The organism is Kribbella sp. VKM Ac-2571, assembly GCF_004362255.1.
Lineage (GTDB): Bacteria > Actinomycetota > Actinomycetes > Propionibacteriales > Kribbellaceae > Kribbella > Kribbella pratensis.
In genome coordinates, this window is sequence record NZ_SNWS01000018.1 from 94,463 (window position 1) to 112,216 (window position 17,754).

Below are 17,754 nucleotides of genomic sequence, written 5' to 3' on the forward strand. Positions count from 1 at the left end.
GTCGGGCGCATGGTGACTGGGAAGCGTCCGATCGGGTGGCCGTTGCTGGTCGCGCTCACCAACGGGCGCACCAGGATTTCCGACGAGCGGCTGGAAGCGGCCGTCCGGGGCCAGGTGGTGCTGGTCACCGGTTCGTCGTACGGGATCGGTGAGGCGACCGCGCGGCGGCTGGCCGCGGCTGGGGCGACGGTGCTGCTCGTGGCGCGGACGGCGGACCAGTTGCAGCTCGTCGCGGACGACATCCGGTCGCGGGGCGGGGCGGCGTACGTGTACCCGGCGAACCTCGCCGACCCGGCGGCGGTCGAGGAGCTAGCGCGGACCGTGCTGGCCGAGCACGAGCGGGTCGACGTACTCGTGAACAACGCCGGCAAGTCGATCCGGCGATCGATCGCGGACACGTACCAGCGTTTCCACGACATCGAGCGGACCAACGCGGTCAACTACCTCGGGCCGGCGAAGCTCGTGCTCGAACTGCTGCCGTCGATGCGCGAACGCGGGTCCGGCCACATCGTGAACGTGTCGACGGCCGGCGTCCGTACGCCGCCGATGGCGCGCTGGTCGGCGTACCTGGCGTCGAAGAGCGCGTTCGACGTGTGGCTGCGGTGCGTGGCGCAGGAGGTCCGCGGCGACGGGGTGACGACCTCGACGGTCTACATGGGGCTGGTGCACACGCGGATGAGTGAGCCGACGCCGCTGCTCAACAAGTTGCCGGGGCTGACGCCGGAGCAGGCGGCCGATCAGGTGTGTACGGCGGTGGCCGAGCGGCCGCACAACATCACGCCGCCGTTCGTCCGTCCGGCCGATGCCCTCGGCAACCTGTTGCGGGTGCCGACGGATCGGTTGCTCGAGCAGTACTTCCGGCGTACCGGAGGCGGGAAGAAGCGATGAGGACGATCCGCCCGATCCGGCCGCTGCGACCACCGGAGTGGCTGGTGCAGAGCGCGGCCGAGGTCGGCGGGTTGTCGGTCGCGTTGATCAGGTCCGGGGTGTGGCGGTCGGCCGGGCCGACGCAGCTCGTGCGGATCGAGCGGGCGTTGCGGACCTGGGGTCAGTCGATGGCGGCGCTCGGGGTGATCGCGGCGATCCGGTATCCGGAGCGGCCGGCGGTGATTTCCGGGGACGACGAGATCACGTACGCCGAGCTGGATCGGCGGTGCGAGCGGATCGCCGCCGGGATGCGGGCGCAGTACGGGATCGTTGCCGGGAGCAAGGTGGCGGTGCTGTGCCGCAACCACCGCGGATTCCTCGAGGCGACGCTGGCGGCGTCGCGGATCGGCGCGGACGTCCTGTTCGTGAACACCGAGTTCGCACCACCGCAACTGCGAGCGGTCCTCGAGCGGCACCGCTTGGATCTTCTGGTTCACGACTCCGAGTTCACACCACCGAACGACATCCCGGCCGTCCTGTCGAGTCTGGATGAGCTGGCTCGGAGTGTGGCGCCTGCAGCACCTCCACCCGAGACCGCCGGGCACATCACGACTCTCACTTCGGGAACCACTGGTACGCCGAAGGCCGCGCCTCGGGTGCCGACCGCGCTGGGGTTGGCGGGGTTGACCGGGAGCGCGCTCAGCCGGTTCGGGCTCCGGGCGGGCGAGCCGATGGTCGTGTGCCCACCCCTTTTCCACGGGCTCGGCCTGCTCACCTCGACGCTCGCGTTGTTCCTCGGCTCGCCACTCGTCCTGCGACCGCGCTTCGACGCCGCCACCGTGCTCGCCGACGTCGAGGCGACCCGCGCCGGCGCGATCGTCGCCGTACCGGTGATGCTGCGCCGGATGCTCGATCTCGGTCCGAATGCCACCGCTGAGTACGATCTGCGCTCGCTGCGGGCCGTCATCTCGGGCGCGTCCCAGCTCGGCGCGCCGCTGGCGGAGCGATTCATCGAACGGTTCGGGCCGGTGCTGTGTGACGCGTACGGGTCGAGTGAGGTCGGCATCGCCACGATCGCGACGTCCGCCGACCTGCTCGCCGCGCCCGGGACCGTCGGGCGGCCCTGTCTGGGCAGCACGATCCGGATCCTCGACGACCAGGACCGCACGGTGCCGATCGGCACGACCGGGCGGATCTTCGCGGGCGGCGGGCTGGTGTTCGGCGGCTACTCGGACGGTTCGAGCAAGACCGTCGTCGACGGGCGGATGAGCACCGGCGACCTCGGCCACGTCGATGCGGCCGGCCGCTTGTTCGTCGACGGCCGCGAGGACGACATGATCGTGTCCGGCGGCGAGAACGTGTATCCGGTCGAGGTCGAGCAGTGCCTCGCCGCACATCCCGCGGTCGCCGAAGCGGTCGTCGCCGGAGTCCCCGACGACGAGTTCGGCCAGCGGCTCATCGCGTACGTCGTACTCCACTCGCCGGCCACCGAGGACGAGCTGCTGACCCATGTGAAGGCCAACCTCGCGCGCTACAAAACGCCGCGCCAGATCGTGGTCCTCGACGAATTCCCGCGCAACGCGACGGGCAAGGTCCTGCGCGGCAAACTCACCCCGCCGTGAAGAGCTTCCGGAACCTCGTCATCCGGTCCAGCGCGCTGGACTCGTCCCCGAAGGACACCGCCACGGTCTCCGCCCCGGCGTCGACGAGCTCGTGAGCCATGGCGACGACCGGATCGGGATCACCGCCGGACCAGTCGAGCCGCGTCCCGACCTTGATCGGCCGGTCGCCGAACGACCTGAGCCGCGACACCGCCGCCGCAAACGCGGGACCGTCCAGGTTGAGCCCCTGCCACTCGTCGCCGTAGCGCGCGGCGCGGCGCAACGCGGGCAGCGTCGTACCGCCGATCATGAGCGGGAGCGGCGCCCGGAGCCTGGGCTCGAACACCCCGCCGCGGTCCCGGCCCTCGAAGAGATCGCGGATGATCCCGAGCGACTCGTCCGTCCGGCGGCCGCGCTCCTCGAACACGGCACCGACCGCCGCGAACTCGGCCTTCGCCCACCCCGCGCCGATCCCCAGTACGACGCGCTCGCCGGACAACCGGTGCAGTGTCGCCGCCTGCTTGGCGACCACGTACGGACTCCGCATCGGCAGCACGAGCACCGAGGTCCCGAACCGGATCCGGCTCGTGCGCGCCGCCAGGTACCCGATCGTGACGAGAGGTTCGTACACACCGCCGTACGTCGGGCCGAACTCAGCCGGCGGGAGGAGGTGATCGGGCAACCACGCCGTACCGTAGCCCAGATCCTCCGCGGCGATCGCCAGCTCGACCAGTCGCTCGGGCGGCATCGTCGCCGACTCGTCCGGGAGGACCACCTGGAGTTCGACCATATGCCCGACCCTAACCGGCGGCGAGGACGATTGATGGGAGAGTGGGCACGTGAAGATTCTCGTCGGATACGTACCAACGCCCGAGGGTGAGGCGGCGCTGACCGCCGCGGCGACCGAGGCCGAGCTGCGCGGGGCCTCGATCCTGCTGCTGAACACGAGCCGGGGCGACGCCTACATCGACGCCCGCTACGCCAACGCCGACGAGTTGGCCGCCGCCGAGGCCAAGCTGCGCGAGCACGGCGTCGAGGTGACGATCCAGCAGGCGGTCTCCGAGGGCGACGTGGCCGGCGCACTCCTGAAGGCGGCCGCCGCCGAGGACGTCGGCCTGATCGTCCTCGGCCTCCGCCGCCGCAGCCCGGTCGGCAAACTCATCCTCGGCAGCACCGCCCAACGGGTCCTCCTCGAGTCCCCGGTCCCGGTCCTCGCGGTGAAGGTCCCGTCCCCCCACGACTGAAATCCGGGTGAGGTGCTGGGGTCGGGCCTCTAAACTGGACTGGTTATGCCTGATGCCCGGACCGAGTCCACGAGTCCTTCCCCAGCCCCCTCGCAGGACCCGGCCAATCGCCGGCGCCGTCGGCGCGGCGGAAAGGGACGCCAAGCCACCGCCCCGACAGCCGTAACCGGTGCCTCCGAGGGCGAGCTGAATCTTGCGGACGTGCTCGCTCGGCTCGACGATCTGACGGCGTACGACCGGGAGCACCTCGGGCGGCGGCTCGAGCGGGTCCGGCGTACGACGGATGCTCGCAAGCGGGCCGCCGAGCTGCAGAGTGTGGCCGGGGCGGTCGAGCATGCCGAGCGGCGGGTCGACGTACGGCGCAACGCCGTGCCCGAGATCACGTACCCGGAAGAGCTGCCGGTCAGCCAGCTGAAGGACGAGATCGCCGCCGCGATCCGGGACCACCAGGTCGTGGTCGTCGCGGGTGAGACCGGATCCGGGAAGACCACCCAGATCCCGAAGATCTGCCTCGAGCTCGGCCGCGGCATCCACGGCATGATCGGCCACACCCAACCCCGCCGGCTCGCGGCGCGCACGGTCGCGGAACGGATCGCGGAGGAGCTCGGCACCGAGCTCGGTGAGACGATCGGTTTCGCCGTCCGGTTCACCGACAAGGTCAGCGAGCGGTCGCTGGTCAAGCTGATGACCGACGGCATCCTGCTGAACGAGCTCCAGCGCGACCGCGACCTCACGCGGTACGACACGCTCATCATCGACGAGGCGCACGAGCGCAGCCTGAACATCGACTTCATCCTCGGCTACCTCAAGCGCCTGCTTCCCCGCCGCCCGGACCTCAAGGTGATCATCACCTCGGCGACCATCGACCCGGAGCGGTTCGCCGCGCACTTCGCGGCCGCGGACGGCACCCCGGCGCCGATCGTCGAGGTGTCCGGCCGGACCTACCCGGTCGAGGTGCGGTACCGCCCGGTCAACGACCCCGAGGATCCGAGCACGATCGACCGCGACCAGACCCAGGCGATCCTGGACGCCGTCGACGAGCTCGAGTACGAGGCGGACGGCGACGTACTGGTGTTCCTGTCCGGCGAGCGCGAGATCCGCGACACCGCCGACGCGTTGAACGACAAGTTCCGCGGCGAACGCCGTACGACCGAGATCCTCCCCCTCTACGCCAGGCTCTCGAACGCGGAGCAGCACCGGGTCTTCCAGCCGCACTCGAACCGCCGGATCGTGCTCGCCACGAACGTCGCCGAGACCTCGCTGACCGTCCCGGGCATCAAGTACGTGATCGATCCCGGTACGGCGCGGATCTCGCGCTACAGCCACCGCACAAAGGTCCAGCACCTCCCGATCGAGCCGGTGTCGCAGGCCAGCGCGAACCAGCGCAAGGGCCGCAGTGGCCGGACCAGCGACGGCATCTGCATCCGGCTGTACTCCGAGGAGGACTTCACCAACCGGCCCGAGTTCACCGACCCGGAGATCCTGCGCACCAACCTCGCCTCGGTCATCCTGCAGATGACCGCGATCGGGCTCGGCGACATCGCCGCGTTCCCGTTCATCGACGAACCCGACAAGCGCAGCATCACCGACGGCCTGCAACTGCTCACCGAACTGGGAGCGATCGACACGCCGAAGGGCGGCCGGCTGACCCCGATCGGTAGGCAGCTCGCGCAGATCCCACTGGACCCGCGGCTGGCCCGGATGATCGTCGAGGCCGACAAGCACGCCTGTGTCCGCGAGGTCATGGTGATCGCGGCCGCGCTCTCGATCCAGGACCCGCGCGAACGGCCGACGGATGCCGAGGCACAGGCGCAGCAGGCGCATGCCCGGTTCCGCGACCCGAACAGCGACTTCCTCGGGTACCTGAACCTTTGGGGCTACCTGAAGAAGCAGCAGAAGGAGCTGTCCGGCAACCAGTTCCGCCGGATGTGCCGCAGCGAGTACCTGAACTATCTCCGGGTCCGGGAGTGGCAGGACATCTTCGCGCAGCTCCGCCAGGTCGCCACCCAGATCGGCGTGAAACTCAACAGCGGCGAGCCGGCCGACCCGCAGAGCGTGCACATCGCGCTGATGTCCGGTCTGCTCAGCCACCTCGGGATGAAGGATCCCGCGAACCAGCACCAGTACCTCGGCGCGCGCGGCACGAAGTTCGCGATCTTCCCCGGCTCCGGGCTGTTCAAGAAGCCGCCGCAGTTCGTGATGGCCGCCGAGCTGGTCGAGACGTCGAAGCTGTGGGCGCGGGTGAACGCGAAGATCGAGCCCGAGTGGGCCGAGGATCTCGCCCCGCACCTGATCAAGCGCTCGTACTCCGAGCCGCACTGGGAACGCAAGGCCGGTGCCGTGATGGCGTACGAGAAGGTGACGCTGTACGGCGTACCGATCGTTGCCCGGCGCAAGGTGAACTACGGGAAGGTCGACCCGGAGGTGTCGCGCGAGCTGTTCATCCGGCACGCGCTGGTCGAGGGCGACTGGGACACGCACCACAAGTTCTTCCACGAGAACCGCAAGCTGATCGAAGAGGTCGAAGAGCTCGAGGAGCGGACGCGGCGGCGCGACCTGCTGGTCGACGACGAGACGTTGTTCGCGTTCTACGACGAGCGTCTCGGTCCCGAGGTCGTCACGGGCCGGCACTTCGACACGTGGTGGAAGACGGCGCGGCAGCGCGATCCCGATCTGCTCGACTTCGAGCGCTCGCTGATCGTCCGCGAAGGCGCGGACGTCAAGGAGGATGAGTTCCCGCTCCACTGGACGCAGAACGGGATGACGTTCGACCTGACCTACGCGTTCGAGCCCGGCACGGACGCCGACGGCGTGACCGTGCACATTCCCCTGCTCGTCCTGAACCAGGTGACCGAGGACGGCTTCGAGTGGAGCGTTCCCGGGTTCCGCGAGGAGCTGGTCACGACGCTGATCAAGTCCCTTCCGAAGGCTGTACGGCGGAACATCGTGCCGGCGCCGGACCACGCGCGACAGATCCTCCCCGAGCTCGACCCGGCGTCCGGGCCGCTCACCGACGCGATGGCACGCGCCTTGCGGGAGCTGCGCGGCGTGGTGATCGAGCCGGAGGACTGGGACTGGACGCGGGTGCCCGAGCACCTGCGGATGACGTTCCGGGTCGAGGACGACAAACGTAAGACAGTGGCCGAAGGCAAGGATCTCGCCAAGCTGAAGGAGAAGCTGAAGCCGAAGACGAAGGCCGCGATCTCGCAGGTCGCGTCGAAGGCGGTCAGCGGGCTGGAGAAGGCCGGTCTGACCGACTGGACGTTCGGCGATCTCCCCCGCAGCTTCTCCGAGCACCGCAACGGGCTGACGGTCGCGGGCTACCCGGCGCTCGTCGACGAGGGCAAGAGCGTCGCGATCCGCCTGCAGGAGACCGAACGCGACCAGGCCGCGGCGATGTGGGCGGGCACGCGGCGGCTTCTGCTGCTGACCATGCCGTCGGTGATCGACGTCGTACAGAGGAATCTGACCAATCAGCAGAAGATGACTCTGATGGCGGGCCCGCATCGCAATGTCGGTGAACTGCTCGACGACGCGATCGCGGCTGCCGTCGACCAGCTGATGGCAGCGGCCGGTGGGCCGGCGTGGAACCTGACCGCGTTCTCGATCCTGCGGGACGCCGTACGGTCGGAACTCGCGGACACCGTGCTGACGATCCTGCAGCAGGTCGAGCAGGTGCTCGGGCATGCGCGGACCGTGGACAAGCAGATCTCCCGGGCCGCCAGCCCCGCGTTGCTCGCTGCGCTGTCGGATGTCCGCGGTCAGCTCGAGGGCCTCGTGCATCCGGGCTTCATCACCGAGACCGGGGCGAAGCGACTGCCCGATCTGGTGCGGTACCTGCGCGGTATGGAGCTGCGCCTGGACAAGCTCGGCGCCAACGCGGCGCGCGACCGCTCCGGCATGGCCGTCGTCGACATGCTCACCGACGAGTACCGCAAGAGACTCCGCGCGGTGCCGACAGGCAAGTACCCGAGCCCGGAACTGCTCGAGGTCCGCTGGATGCTCGAGGAACTCCGCATCAGCCTGTTCGCCCAAACCCTTGGCACGCCGTACCCAGTCTCCGAAAAGCGCATCCGCAGGGCCCTGGCCGACAGCTAGGACTCCAGCAGTCGACGGGCGTGCTCGTGGACGGCGGTGCGTAGTTCGGGTGGCTCGAGGATCTCGAACGGCCAATAGATCCGGCAGACCTGGGCGACCAGAGGGCCGAGTTCGTTGGCGGCGAAGCGGACCTCACAGGTCGTGGCGTCGAGCTCGTCGACCACGCCCTGACTCGGCGGGATCATCTTCGTCACGGTGCCGGCCGGAGCCTGGACGCGGATCCGGGCGACGATGTCCCACGGCGACACTCCGGTGCCCTCGGCAACGAGTGCGACCGGGTCCGGCGGGTCGTCGAAGCGGTACCGGGAGCCGGTGAGCACCGGCTGCTCGATGCGGTCGACCCGGAAGGTTCGCCAGGCCTGCCGATCACGGTCGCGGGCGACGAGATACCAGCGCCGGCCGGTGTGCACGATCTGCAACGGTTCGACGCTGCGCTCCGACTCGGTGCCGTCATGAGTGCGATAGCGGAACCGGATGCCTTCGACGTGCCGGCAGCCCGCCGCCAGCGTGACCAGCACGCTGCCGTCAACCGGCGGCAGTTCGCCCTGCGGCAACTGAGTCGTGTGTGCGCCGATCGCGTCGACCTGCTCCCGCAGCCGGACGGGCAGCACCTGATGGAGTTTCGCGAGCGCCGAGATCGCCGCCTCCTCGACGCCGGACACCGTCGTGGTCGTCGCGACCCGCAGACCGACCGCGATCGCCACGGCCTCGGAGTCCTCGAGCAGCAGCGGCGGCAGGCGTCCACCAGGTCCGAGGCGATAGCCACCGCCGATCCCGGCCTCGGCGTCGATCGGGTAGCCGAGCGACCGCAGCCTGGTGATGTCCCGCCGTACGGTGCGAGGCGTGATCTCGAGCCTTGCTGCCAACTCGGCGCCGTCCCACTGGGGACGCGAGTGCAGCAAGGACAGCAATCGGAGCAGCCGGGCCGCGGTATCCATCGCGGTTCTATTCTGCCTCGACCTGCGGACCGATCCTGTCCGCAGGTCACTCTACGGTGAGTTCATGACGACGCTCTCGCAGAACCTCTTGGACCTCTCGGACTTCGCGTGGCAACGCCTGCGGAACCGGGTCGAAGGCATGACCGACGACGAGTACTTCTGGGAACCGTTCGACGGCTGCTGGTCGGTCCGCGAGACAGCGGACGGGTACGCCGCCGACTGGGCCTGGATCCCGCCCGCTCCCCCGCCGTTCACCACTCTGGCCTGGCGGATCACGCACATCGCCGACCTGTTGCAGGCCGAACGCACGGCGACCTGGTTCGGCCACGAACCTGCCGCCACGGATGCCGCGCTTGAGGTCCCGGGATCCGCTGCGGCCGCGCTCGCTGCGCTGGACCGCGCCTACGACATCTGGCGCCGGCGCCTCGCAGCGCTCAGCCAGGAGGACCTTGACCGGCCGATGGGTGAGATCGCCGGCCCGTACGCCGAGAGCGACGGCACGTCCTTCGCCCTGCACATCCTCGACGAACTCATCCACCACGGCGCCGAGGTGGGCACCGTCCGCGACTTCTACCGCGGTGCGCACCCCGAAGACCCGTTCGCGGCTGCCCTCGCGGGTGAACTCACACCGACCGACCGCCCCGCATTGCTCGCCGAGGCCGCGGCCGCACAGCGCTGGGAGGTCGTCCCGACGCTCGCCGACCTGGGCTTCAGCGTCAACGAGCAGACGCCGGACGGCGCGACCGCAGCCCATCTGGCCGCAGGCACCGGCTCGCTGGACACCCTCCGGTTCCTGGTCGAGCGTGGCGCGGACCTGTCACTGACCGACAGGCAGTTCAACGCCGACGTACGTGGATGGGCGCAATGGTTCAAGCAGGCGGACGTTGCGGAGTACCTCGCGACGGTCCGATCAGCGCCCGAGACCCGTTAGGAACGGTGACCGAAGCTCGACGAGCGAGAACTGGGGCCGTGTCGATCGAGTTGCCAGCCCCCCGCAGTTGTCTACTCCCATGCAACGCGCTTCTCGCGCATACATGTGTTTGGTGACCGCTGACGCACCGGCACTGGTGCTGGTCTGAGGCGTGCTGGGGCATCGACAGCTGTGCGTGGTTGCTCGGGCTCGTTGTGGCGGTGACCGCGAGATCCGGGTTTCGCCGATACCGGAGCCGGCGATGGCGCTGCCCGTGCTGGCGCCCGTCATGGCGCCCGTGATGGTGTGCCTTCTGCCTTCAGAACGGTGGCGGGTCGTGAGCTGCCTGCCGGGGATCGGCGCTGGGATGCGCGTCGGGTTGTTGGGTGATCGGTCCGCGGGCGGGTGGGACGGTGGTGTACCGGTGGCCGGTGGGGGTGGTGAGCGTGACGGAGCCGTCGTGGTGGGCGGTGGTTTTCCATCCCCAGGCTTTGGTGTCCTTGATGACGTGGTGGTACTCGCAGTACGGCACGAGCCCGATCAGGGTTGTCTGCCCGGATTGTGCGAACGGGGTGGCGTGGTCGCGGTCGCAGTCGCGGGAGGTGCGGTTGCAGCCGGGCCAGGCGCAGACGGGGTGGCGGGCGAGCAGGGTTTCGGTGACGAGTACGCCGGGGTCGTGGCGGGTGGTGGAGGCCTCGAGCACGGTGCCGTTGGTGGGGTCGGTGAGGAGCCGTCGCCAGGTGCCGTCGGCGGCGATGCGGCGGGCTAGGTCGGCGGGGATGGGCCCGTAGCCGGTGAGTTCGGCCGGGTCGTCGTCGAGGCCGAGCAGGGTCGAGGCGGGGACGACGACCTCGATGTGCGGGCGGCGGCGGTGCTGGTCGGGCAGTCGCCGCCCGAGCCAGTCCAACCCGTTGCGCAAGATGTGCTCGAACAGATCCGCGGCCACATCCGCACGGCGCTGTTCCGCGGTGCGGACGTCCTTCCCCGCACCAGCACCCGCACCGACATCCGCAGCAGCCCTCGCATCGGCATCCGCGCCGCCATCGGCATCCGCACCGGCATCCGCACCGGCACCGGCATCTGCACTGGCGGCGGCGCCGGTGGCGGGGGCGTCGGTGGTAGGGGTGGGGGTGCCGCGTTTGGCGACGGTGGCCATGGCTTGGATGGTGACCCACATCTTCTGGATCCTGTCGGCGGTGTGCACGATCCACAACCCGGCCATGCCGTTGGCCAGCGCGACGATCTTGCAGGTCCGCTCGACCACCGCGGCGCGGTGATCCTCCGCCGTCTGCGGGCCGGTGTGTTTGGCGACCCGGCGGCGCAGCGACTCCAGCAGGTTGCGGTGGGTCTGCTTCGCGGCGCGCTTCAGCACATGCGCCTCCACCGCTCGGGCGGCCTCATCCGGCAGCGCGCTGGTCGCCTCGGAGATCGCCAGCGCCTTACCCCACGTCAACGCCCCACACCGCGACCCCGAATACGTGGCCGACAACGTCGAGGTCAACCGCAACGCCGTCTCCACCCGGCGCCCCACCGTGTTGGGGGACAACCCGAGCGCCAGCGCGATCTCACCGTGCCAGGACCGCTCCGGGTCCACCGGGCGACCCCTGGAGTCGATCTGGCTCGGGCGCGGCGACTCGCGATGCTCGGCGCGACGCTGCCGCATGAACGACGCCGTCGCACCGGCTGATCGCCTCCCCAAAGCCGATCAGCCGGTCCGCGGCCTTCATCAACTCGATCAACGCCATCGGCGACATCGCCTCCGGCCGCGTCTGCTCCAACGCGGCAGCCAACTCACCACCAGGCGGCAAGAACACCCACGCCGGCGCCTCCCGACGCAACATCTCCCGCTCTGCGGCGTCCAGCTCGACACCGTCCCACTCCTGCCACTCGAACTCATCCACCCGCGAGTAGCGCTTCCCGCCCAGCAACTCGTCCAGCTCGGCGTCCAACTGGTCCTGCTCACTGATCACCACCGGACCGACGGGCAGCTCGGGATCGGTCGGATACACCAGGTCATCCGGGACGTAATCGTCATTCGGCGGCGCATCGTCCCAACCGCACCATGGAGATCGCATGACGGCACGCCCATGAGTGGAATCGAGAGTCCCGTCCGGACCGGTCGACCGGTCCACCCCAAGCGCATTGGGCGCACCGTGTTCGGCCGGGACCTGGCGGTCGCCGCCGAGTTGAGTGCTCGAGATTCCTCTCAAACGCCCATATTAGAACATGTGTTCGCTTGAACTCAAGTTCTCAGATAGGCCACGATCTGGGGCGGCGGCTACGTCGTGGACCGTGTATTCACCAGGCACAAAACGGTCGGGCGAACGCAAGGTCGGCGTCCACTCGGCGCAACCCGTCGAAGCCCCACGTCTTGACGCCCTCTAGGTCGACCTCGTCGCAGATGCGGACTGCGAGGTCGCGCAGAGATCGGGCGAGCCGGGCGTACTCGAGGTGGGTGAGGTCGAGTCGCTCCGCGCCGTAGGCCTGCAGGAAGCGCACAGTGCCGGTCTCGCACAAGGCGGCGAAGAGGTCGTGCTCGCGCGGCGCCAGCATCGCGTGATCCCGGTCGAGCAGCGATGCGACGCGACCGTCGCGGTCGATGAGGACGTTGTGAGGGAACAGGTCGTGGTGACATAACACGTGGGGCACGTCGATCGCGCGTGCCCGTTCGATCAACGCCTCGAGCCGATCGACGCCGGCCAGGATCTCGCCTCGGCGATCGGCGAGCCAAGGGTGGTCGCGGCGGTCGCGCAGTGCCTCGATGCACCACTCGCGGATCTCGGCCCGAGGCAGGGCGATGTCTGTGTGTCGTGAACTGCGCGCATGGCCCGCGCGATCGCCTCGGTGTCGTTCTCCGTTGCCTGGCGGCCCTCGACGTACGGGAACAAGGCGTAACGCCCGGCCGAGGTGCTCGGCGGTGTACGAGCCGGCGAGCGTTCGCTGCGCGGCGGGAACGGGGATGCCCCGAGCCGCCAACTCAGCCGTGAGCGCCAGTGCGGCGTCGCTGTCAGGCTGCTGACGCCAGAGTTTTACGAACCAGCAACCGTCGGTGAAGGCATCCGCTTCGAACCCGCCCGGATGCGCCCACAGTTCGCCCACCTCAACACCGAAGGTGTCGCGGATCTGAGCTGTCGTCGGCGGTCGCACTTCGCTCCAAATCGAGCCAAGAGACTACTGGTGACGAGCAGAGCCGAGCGAGGGGTTTGTGGCACTGGCGCAATGCTGCTGTAGCTCAGCACGTCAGGACTGCGTCACAGCCGCGGGTGCGTTGGATCCGCCGCCGTTCACGACGGTGGCTTGGCGGATCGCGCATCTCGTCGACGTCCTGCAGGTGGAGCGCACGGCGACCTGGTTCGGTTCAGACGCCCGCCGCGCGCCCGGCCCTGCTGGCCGAGGCCGCGGCCGCACGCCACTGGGAGCTCGTCCCCCAGCTCGCGGACCAAGGCTTCGACCTCAACGCGAAGACCACCAGCGGCCGTACGGCGGCCCACCTGGCCGCGGGAACCGGGAATCTGGAGATCCTGCGGTTCCTGGCCGAACGCGGGGCCGATCTGTCGATCACCGACGGCCATTTCCAGGCCGACGTACTCGGCTGGGCGAAGTGGTTCCAGCAGCCCGAGGCAGTCAAGTACCTCGAGACGCTGTGATCAGCCCCGCGCTGAGCAGCCAGATGTGTTCGCAGGTCGAGGACGCCTGCTGCAACTGTACGGGCGACTCCTGCGAGGCGTGGTAGAAGGTTCGCTCGATCATCCAGCACAGGACACGAGCCATCGCCGACGCCTGATCCGGTGCGGTGCCGGCCGGTACGCCGGCGCGTTCGAGGACTGCGGTGATGGCGGTGATGAACAGGTCGGCGGTCCGGCTCCACAGCGTGCCGATCTCGGGGACGGTCAACGACAGGTCGATCGCCGTCCGCATCACCAGGCCGTGCTCGTTCCACAGCTCGACCGTGCGCTGCATGGCGGCCGCGATGGCCTCGCGCGGCTCGTCGGACTCGGCGGCGACGCGGGACCTTTCCCACAGGTGTTCGACGGTCCGAGCCACCAGTGCCGTGACGACTTCCTGTTTGGAGCCGAAGTAGAAGTACAGAGCGCCGCGCGTGATCCCGGCGCCTTGGGCGATGTCGCCGACCGACATAGCGTCGTACCCCTTGTCCGCCAGCAACGCCTCGCAGGTGTCCAGGATGGCTCGCTCACGGACATCGCCTTTGCGTTCGACAGCGCGCCGGCCGGTCATCAGAGCTGCGCACCTTCCGCGAAGTCGGTCGTCCGGGAGAGGGCATCCCACGCGCGGATGTCCGCATCGGTGGCGGAACGTGCGGCCGTGACCAGGCGCAGCGCGTCCGAGCCCAGGACGAGGTGCGCCGGAGGTTGATCGACCGCCGCGATGTGGACGACTGCTTCGCCGGCCTTCGCCGGGTTGCCCAATTGGTTCCCACTCGCCTTCTGCCGCGCCGCCCGGATCGGAACGAACAGTTCGTCGTAGTCGTCGATGGAGTGCCCGGCGCGTGTCATGGAGCGCCCGGCCCAGTCGGTGCGGAACGACCCGGGCTCGATCGCAGTCACGTGGATGCCGAACTGTGCGACCTCCTTGCCGAGCGCCTCGAGAATGCCTTCCATTGCGAACTTGCTCCCGCAGTACGCCGACATACCGGGCACGGCCATCAAGCCGCCCATCGACGTGACCGCCATCAGGTGTCCGCGGCGGCGGCGACGCATGAACGGGAGCGCCGCCTGCAGAGTGGCCGCTGCCCCGAAGACGTTGACCTCGAACTGCCGGCGTACGTCTGCCAACGGGGTTTCCTCGAAGGTGCCCTCCAGGCCGTAGCCGGCGTTGGCGACGACAACATCCAACGGGCCGACGCTCTGCTCCACGTCCGCCACCACGCGAGTGACTGCGTCGTCGTCGGTCACGTCGAGGATGCGGGCGTGCGCGCGCTCCAGTTGCTCGAATGCACGCAGGTCCTCCGCGGAGCGGACCGTCCCCACGACGGTGTGACCGGCGGTCAGGGCGGCCTGGGCGAACGCACGCCCGAGCCCCGTGCTGACGCCGGTGATGAGCCAGTTCTGCTTCTCCATGCGTCAAATTCTACATGGTGTCGATTTTTCTCAACGTGACGTAGATTACGGGACGAAGGCGCGTTGGGACTGGCGGCGGAAATCTCGTGGTGAGAGCCCGTGGGCGGTGGTGAAGCAGCGGGTGAAGTAGGACTGGCTGGTGAAGCCGCAGCGGGCTGCGATGGCGGCGATCGTGGCGTTGGTGGCTGCTAGCAAGGATGCGGCGTGTTCCAGGCGGAGGTCGGTGACGAAGGCGGTTGGAGTGACGCCGTACGCCGCGCGCATCGAGCGGGACAGGTGTGCGGCGCTGACCCCGGCGAGTTCGAGGAGGCGCGGTACGCCGCCGCGGAGGTTCTCCTCGGCGCGCATCGATGTACACGCCTTGGCCAGCCAGTCCGGGATCCCTGAGCCGCTGGGGTCTCCTGGTGCCAGCAGGTCGAGAAGGTCGGTCCAGAAGCGCAGGAGGTCGTAGGCGGTCGGGGCGTTCTGGAAGCGGTCGAGGGCGTGCTCGAAGACCGGTACGGCGGCCGGCTGATGGAAGCTGACTGGGCCCCGGGACCTCCAGGTCGGGGTGCGGGTCAGGTCCAGGAACCCTTGCCAGATCGAGCTCGGGAACGCCACGTTGACGAACTCCAGACCGTCGGGCGCCGCGCCGCGGATCGCATGGCGGTCGCTCGGCCGGACCAGGACGACGTCGCCGGCACGCAGCGGCGCGGCGCCGGTGGTCAGCAGGTGCTCGCCGCTGCCGGATACGACTCCCATGAACTCGTGGAAGTCGGCGTGCGTGTGCAGTTCGGTGTCGCGGGTTCGGGCCGGGATCCGTACCCGCGCCGCGTGGTACGGCCGGCCGAACGCGTGCGCCTCGAAGCGCAGGATCTGCTCCACATCAAGACAGTACAAATTCTCGTCGTACGGCTGCTAGTCCTCGGAAGCGTCACACCCGGACGCTGGAGGCATGTTCGAAACCGATGGATATGTCATCTTCCGCGACGTCATCGACCAAGACTTGATCAAGGAAGTGAACGATCATGTCGAGTGGCTGCAGGCCAGGCATCCCGACGTACGGCCCGAGCAGCTCGGCCACATCTACCTGAAGGACGACCCGTTCTGGGTCCGGCTGGTGAGCGACGACCGGCTCGTCGACATCGCCGAGAAGTTCGTCGGGCCGGACATCGCGCTGTTCGCGTCCCATTACATCTCCAAGCCGCCGTACTCCGGGCAGCCGGTGCTCTGGCATCAGGACGCCGCGTTCTGGCCGCTCGATCCGATGGAGGTGGTGACGCTCTGGCTGGCCGTCGACCACTCGACGCCGGAGAACGGGTGCGTCCGGGTGATCCCGGGAAGTCACCGCTCCGGGGTCGCCGGGATGCGTGACAACACCGACGTGGAGAGCGTGCTCGGCAAGGAGATCGCGGTCGAGGTCGACGAGTCGCAGGCCGTCGACATGGTGCTCGCGCCGGGCGACGTCGAGGTGCACCATCCGAACATCGTGCACGGCAGCAACGCGAACACGTCGCCGCATCGGCGCTGCGGGCTGACCATCCGCTACGTCCCGACGTCGACGCGGATCACCGATCCGGAGTCGCCGTACCCGAGCGCGTTCCATCTGCGCGGTGAGCTGGGGGTGAACAGCTACCAGCCGCGGCCGCGGTACGTCGAGGGCCGGCACTTCCCGTTCGCCGGTGCCTGAACAGGTGAAGAGCCCGCCCCGGGAAAGGGGCGGGCTCTTCGGTGACTCACTCGAGGCAGATCCGGAACGGATGCCCTGCGGGATCCGCGTAGATCCGCCAGCCGCGCGCGTTCTCGGCGGGCGGCGGGTCCAGCGGATCGAGCGGCTCGGCGCCGAGGGCAACCACCGTCGCATGCCCGCTGGAAAGGTCCTCGACGATCAGGTCGAGGTGGAGATCCTGCGCGTCGGTGCCGGGCCACGTGCCCGGCACGTACTCCTCCGAGCGCCGGAAGGCCAGCGTCGAGAACCCCAGCGAGGACCCCGGGCCGGTCAGGCTCCGCCAGTCCTCGTCACCGTTCTCGTCGATCTCCAGCCCCAGCAGCGCCGAGTAGAACTGGGCGAGCTCGAGTGGGTCCGGGCAATCCAGAACCACCGAGCCGAGCCGCCCGGCAGTACTGCCCGGCTGCTCTGCCACCTGCGTCATCTGTCCTCCACAATCAATCTTGTCAGCTTGGCCCACATCATTGGCGGTCCGGCCAGGGCCCTCTTGTCGGAAGGCCCGGCCGCCTACGATGACAGGTCGCGGGGACAATTCGCACCTTTCGACACGCGTTCTCGGCCAGTGAGCCGGTCGCTGACAGTGAAGGTTCGAGCGCGCTACCCCTCAAACCGCTGTACGCCGGTAGCACGCCGGCGCTCACCGAGCTTGCGGATCTTCGCCCGCGTCCCGCAGTCCTCCATCGCGCACCAGCGCCGCGAACCGTTCCGGCTACGGTCGAGGAACAGCCAGCCGCAGCCTCCGTCCTCGACCGGGCAGGCCCGCAGCTGACGCAGCTCGACGCCGCGCACCAGCTCGACCGCGGCCACCACCAGCCGATCCGGGATCAACTGCGCCGGCGACGTCCCGACCACCAGCTCCGCGATGCCGCGGTCCCGGCCCGGATCCGGGATCAGCATCGACCGCGCGGCCGCCGCCGCCCAGCGCAGCATCAACCGCTCGAACGCGGAGCCCTCGCTGTGCTTGACGCCGTTGCCCGCGACCACAGCACCGGCCGCTCGCGGCGCGAACACGTCGTACGCCGCCTCGCGGATCTCCAGCGTCGCGTTGAGGGCCTTCGCGGCCAGCTCCGGCGCCGAGCGCCAGGTGCCTTCGACGGCGCTGTGGTCCCGCAGATCGATCAGCCCGATCCGATGCGCCCAGGCGATCAGCTCGGACGGCGAGGTGAGGTAGTCGCGCTCCGGGTCGCCGCCCCGCAGCCGCGGGCTGACCGTGTTCACCAGGTCGAGAACGGGATGTCCGCCCACGATGCGATATTCCGCGTGAGAACTGTCGGTCATGGATGAGACGCTACCACTGTCCGAACCTTTAC

Annotated in this window: 17 protein-coding genes; 7 read left to right on the forward strand and 10 right to left on the reverse strand. The window is 69.1% G+C overall.

Annotated elements, in window-relative coordinates; translation table 11 throughout:
- Positions 1-9: 9 nt before the first annotated feature.
- Positions 10-888, forward strand: coding sequence for an SDR family NAD(P)-dependent oxidoreductase (locus EV651_RS32480; protein ID WP_133789092.1), 879 nt, complete (start codon positions 10-12; stop codon positions 886-888).
- Complete coding sequence (locus EV651_RS32485) at positions 885-2,489, forward strand: AMP-binding protein (protein WP_238157329.1); 1,605 nt, start codon at positions 885-887, stop codon at positions 2,487-2,489. Before EV651_RS32480 ends, EV651_RS32485 begins: the two co-directional genes overlap by 4 nt.
- Here EV651_RS32485 and EV651_RS32490 read toward each other — a convergent pair.
- Positions 2,476-3,258 carry an LLM class flavin-dependent oxidoreductase gene (locus tag EV651_RS32490; protein ID WP_133789093.1) on the reverse strand — a complete coding sequence of 261 codons (783 nt, stop codon included), beginning with the start codon at positions 3,256-3,258 and terminating at the stop codon, positions 2,476-2,478. The two genes, EV651_RS32485 and EV651_RS32490, sit on opposite strands and share 14 nt — an antisense overlap.
- Positions 3,259-3,307: 49 nt before the next feature.
- On the opposite strand from EV651_RS32490, the gene EV651_RS32495 reads away from it, so the two are divergent.
- Together EV651_RS32495 and hrpA are read left to right on the forward strand one after the other, a co-directional pair.
- On the forward strand, positions 3,308-3,712 hold the full coding sequence (locus tag EV651_RS32495; RefSeq protein ID WP_131338258.1) for a universal stress protein: 405 nt from the start codon (positions 3,308-3,310) through the stop codon (positions 3,710-3,712).
- Between the two features lie 201 nt (positions 3,713-3,913).
- Positions 3,914-7,810 (forward strand): ATP-dependent RNA helicase HrpA, encoded by a 3,897-nt coding sequence (gene hrpA, locus EV651_RS32500; RefSeq protein ID WP_238157330.1) that lies wholly within the window; start codon positions 3,914-3,916, stop codon positions 7,808-7,810.
- Here hrpA and EV651_RS32505 read toward each other — a convergent pair.
- Positions 7,807-8,748: a YafY family protein gene (locus EV651_RS32505; RefSeq protein WP_133789095.1), complete on the reverse strand. Its 942-nt coding sequence runs from the start codon at positions 8,746-8,748 to the stop codon at positions 7,807-7,809. The two genes, hrpA and EV651_RS32505, sit on opposite strands and share 4 nt — an antisense overlap.
- A 64-nt stretch (positions 8,749-8,812) precedes the next feature.
- Here EV651_RS32505 and EV651_RS32510 point away from each other — a divergent pair, with 64 nt between their 5' ends.
- A complete protein-coding gene (locus EV651_RS32510; protein ID WP_133789096.1) occupies positions 8,813-9,679 on the forward strand; it encodes a DinB family protein in 867 nt (288 codons plus the stop codon).
- A 298-nt stretch (positions 9,680-9,977) separates the two neighbouring features.
- On the opposite strand, the gene EV651_RS32515 is transcribed toward EV651_RS32510, so the two are convergent.
- From EV651_RS32515 to EV651_RS32525, 3 genes are all read right to left on the reverse strand, one after another.
- The gene (locus EV651_RS32515; protein ID WP_166658869.1) at positions 9,978-11,252 is read right to left on the reverse strand and encodes an HNH endonuclease signature motif containing protein; all 1,275 of its coding nucleotides are present in this window, start codon (positions 11,250-11,252) and stop codon (positions 9,978-9,980) included.
- Positions 11,224-11,733: a hypothetical protein gene (locus tag EV651_RS32520; RefSeq protein ID WP_133789098.1), complete on the reverse strand. Its 510-nt coding sequence runs from the start codon at positions 11,731-11,733 to the stop codon at positions 11,224-11,226. The genes EV651_RS32515 and EV651_RS32520 overlap by 29 nt, the downstream gene beginning before the upstream one ends.
- 223 nt (positions 11,734-11,956) lie before the next feature.
- Complete coding sequence (locus tag EV651_RS32525) at positions 11,957-12,757, reverse strand: phosphotransferase family protein (protein ID WP_166658870.1); 801 nt, start codon at positions 12,755-12,757, stop codon at positions 11,957-11,959.
- A gap of 164 nt (positions 12,758-12,921) precedes the next feature.
- On the opposite strand from EV651_RS32525, the gene EV651_RS32530 reads away from it, so the two are divergent.
- Positions 12,922-13,305, forward strand: coding sequence for an ankyrin repeat domain-containing protein (locus EV651_RS32530; protein WP_166658871.1), 384 nt, complete (start codon positions 12,922-12,924; stop codon positions 13,303-13,305).
- Here EV651_RS32530 and EV651_RS32535 read toward each other — a convergent pair.
- From EV651_RS32535 to EV651_RS32545, 3 genes are read right to left on the reverse strand one after another with little or no spacing between them, the layout of a single operon-like run.
- Complete coding sequence (locus EV651_RS32535) at positions 13,283-13,894, reverse strand: TetR/AcrR family transcriptional regulator (protein ID WP_133789101.1); 612 nt, start codon at positions 13,892-13,894, stop codon at positions 13,283-13,285. The genes EV651_RS32530 and EV651_RS32535 overlap by 23 nt on opposite strands.
- Positions 13,894-14,736 carry an oxidoreductase gene (locus EV651_RS32540; RefSeq protein WP_133789102.1) on the reverse strand — a complete coding sequence of 281 codons (843 nt, stop codon included), beginning with the start codon at positions 14,734-14,736 and terminating at the stop codon, positions 13,894-13,896. Before EV651_RS32540 ends, EV651_RS32535 begins: the two co-directional genes overlap by 1 nt.
- A 45-nt stretch (positions 14,737-14,781) precedes the next feature.
- A complete protein-coding gene (locus tag EV651_RS32545; RefSeq protein ID WP_133789103.1) occupies positions 14,782-15,600 on the reverse strand; it encodes an AraC family transcriptional regulator in 819 nt (272 codons plus the stop codon).
- Between the two features lie 70 nt (positions 15,601-15,670).
- On the opposite strand from EV651_RS32545, the gene EV651_RS32550 reads away from it, so the two are divergent.
- Positions 15,671-16,405 (forward strand): phytanoyl-CoA dioxygenase family protein, encoded by a 735-nt coding sequence (locus EV651_RS32550; protein ID WP_133789104.1) that lies wholly within the window; start codon positions 15,671-15,673, stop codon positions 16,403-16,405.
- Between the two features lie 46 nt (positions 16,406-16,451).
- Here EV651_RS32550 and EV651_RS32555 read toward each other — a convergent pair whose 3' ends face one another.
- Together EV651_RS32555 and EV651_RS32560 are read right to left on the reverse strand one after the other, a co-directional pair.
- On the reverse strand, positions 16,452-16,868 hold the full coding sequence (locus EV651_RS32555) for a VOC family protein (RefSeq protein ID WP_133789105.1): 417 nt from the start codon (positions 16,866-16,868) through the stop codon (positions 16,452-16,454).
- Between the two features lie 173 nt (positions 16,869-17,041).
- A complete protein-coding gene (locus EV651_RS32560) occupies positions 17,042-17,722 on the reverse strand; it encodes a CGNR zinc finger domain-containing protein (RefSeq protein ID WP_133789106.1) in 681 nt (226 codons plus the stop codon).
- Between the last annotated feature and the right edge of the window lie 32 nt (positions 17,723-17,754).

Bases quoted from the DNA above. Each gene is read 5' to 3' on its own strand.
- EV651_RS32480 (WP_133789092.1), top strand. From the start codon at position 10: ATGGTGACTGGGAAGCGTCCGATCGGGTGGCCGTTGCTGGTCGCGCTC.
- EV651_RS32485 (WP_238157329.1), top strand. From the start codon at position 885: ATGAGGACGATCCGCCCGATCCGGCCGCTGCGACCACCGGAGTGGCTG.
- EV651_RS32490 (WP_133789093.1), bottom strand. From the start codon at position 3,258: ATGGTCGAACTCCAGGTGGTCCTCCCGGACGAGTCGGCGACGATGCCG.
- EV651_RS32505 (WP_133789095.1), bottom strand. From the start codon at position 8,748: ATGGATACCGCGGCCCGGCTGCTCCGATTGCTGTCCTTGCTGCACTCG.
- EV651_RS32510 (WP_133789096.1), top strand. From the start codon at position 8,813: ATGACGACGCTCTCGCAGAACCTCTTGGACCTCTCGGACTTCGCGTGG.
- EV651_RS32520 (WP_133789098.1), bottom strand. From the start codon at position 11,733: ATGCGATCTCCATGGTGCGGTTGGGACGATGCGCCGCCGAATGACGAT.
- EV651_RS32535 (WP_133789101.1), bottom strand. From the start codon at position 13,894: ATGACCGGCCGGCGCGCTGTCGAACGCAAAGGCGATGTCCGTGAGCGA.
- EV651_RS32540 (WP_133789102.1), bottom strand. From the start codon at position 14,736: ATGGAGAAGCAGAACTGGCTCATCACCGGCGTCAGCACGGGGCTCGGG.
- EV651_RS32550 (WP_133789104.1), top strand. From the start codon at position 15,671: ATGTTCGAAACCGATGGATATGTCATCTTCCGCGACGTCATCGACCAA.
- EV651_RS32555 (WP_133789105.1), bottom strand. From the start codon at position 16,868: ATGACGCAGGTGGCAGAGCAGCCGGGCAGTACTGCCGGGCGGCTCGGC.
- EV651_RS32560 (WP_133789106.1), bottom strand. From the start codon at position 17,722: ATGACCGACAGTTCTCACGCGGAATATCGCATCGTGGGCGGACATCCC.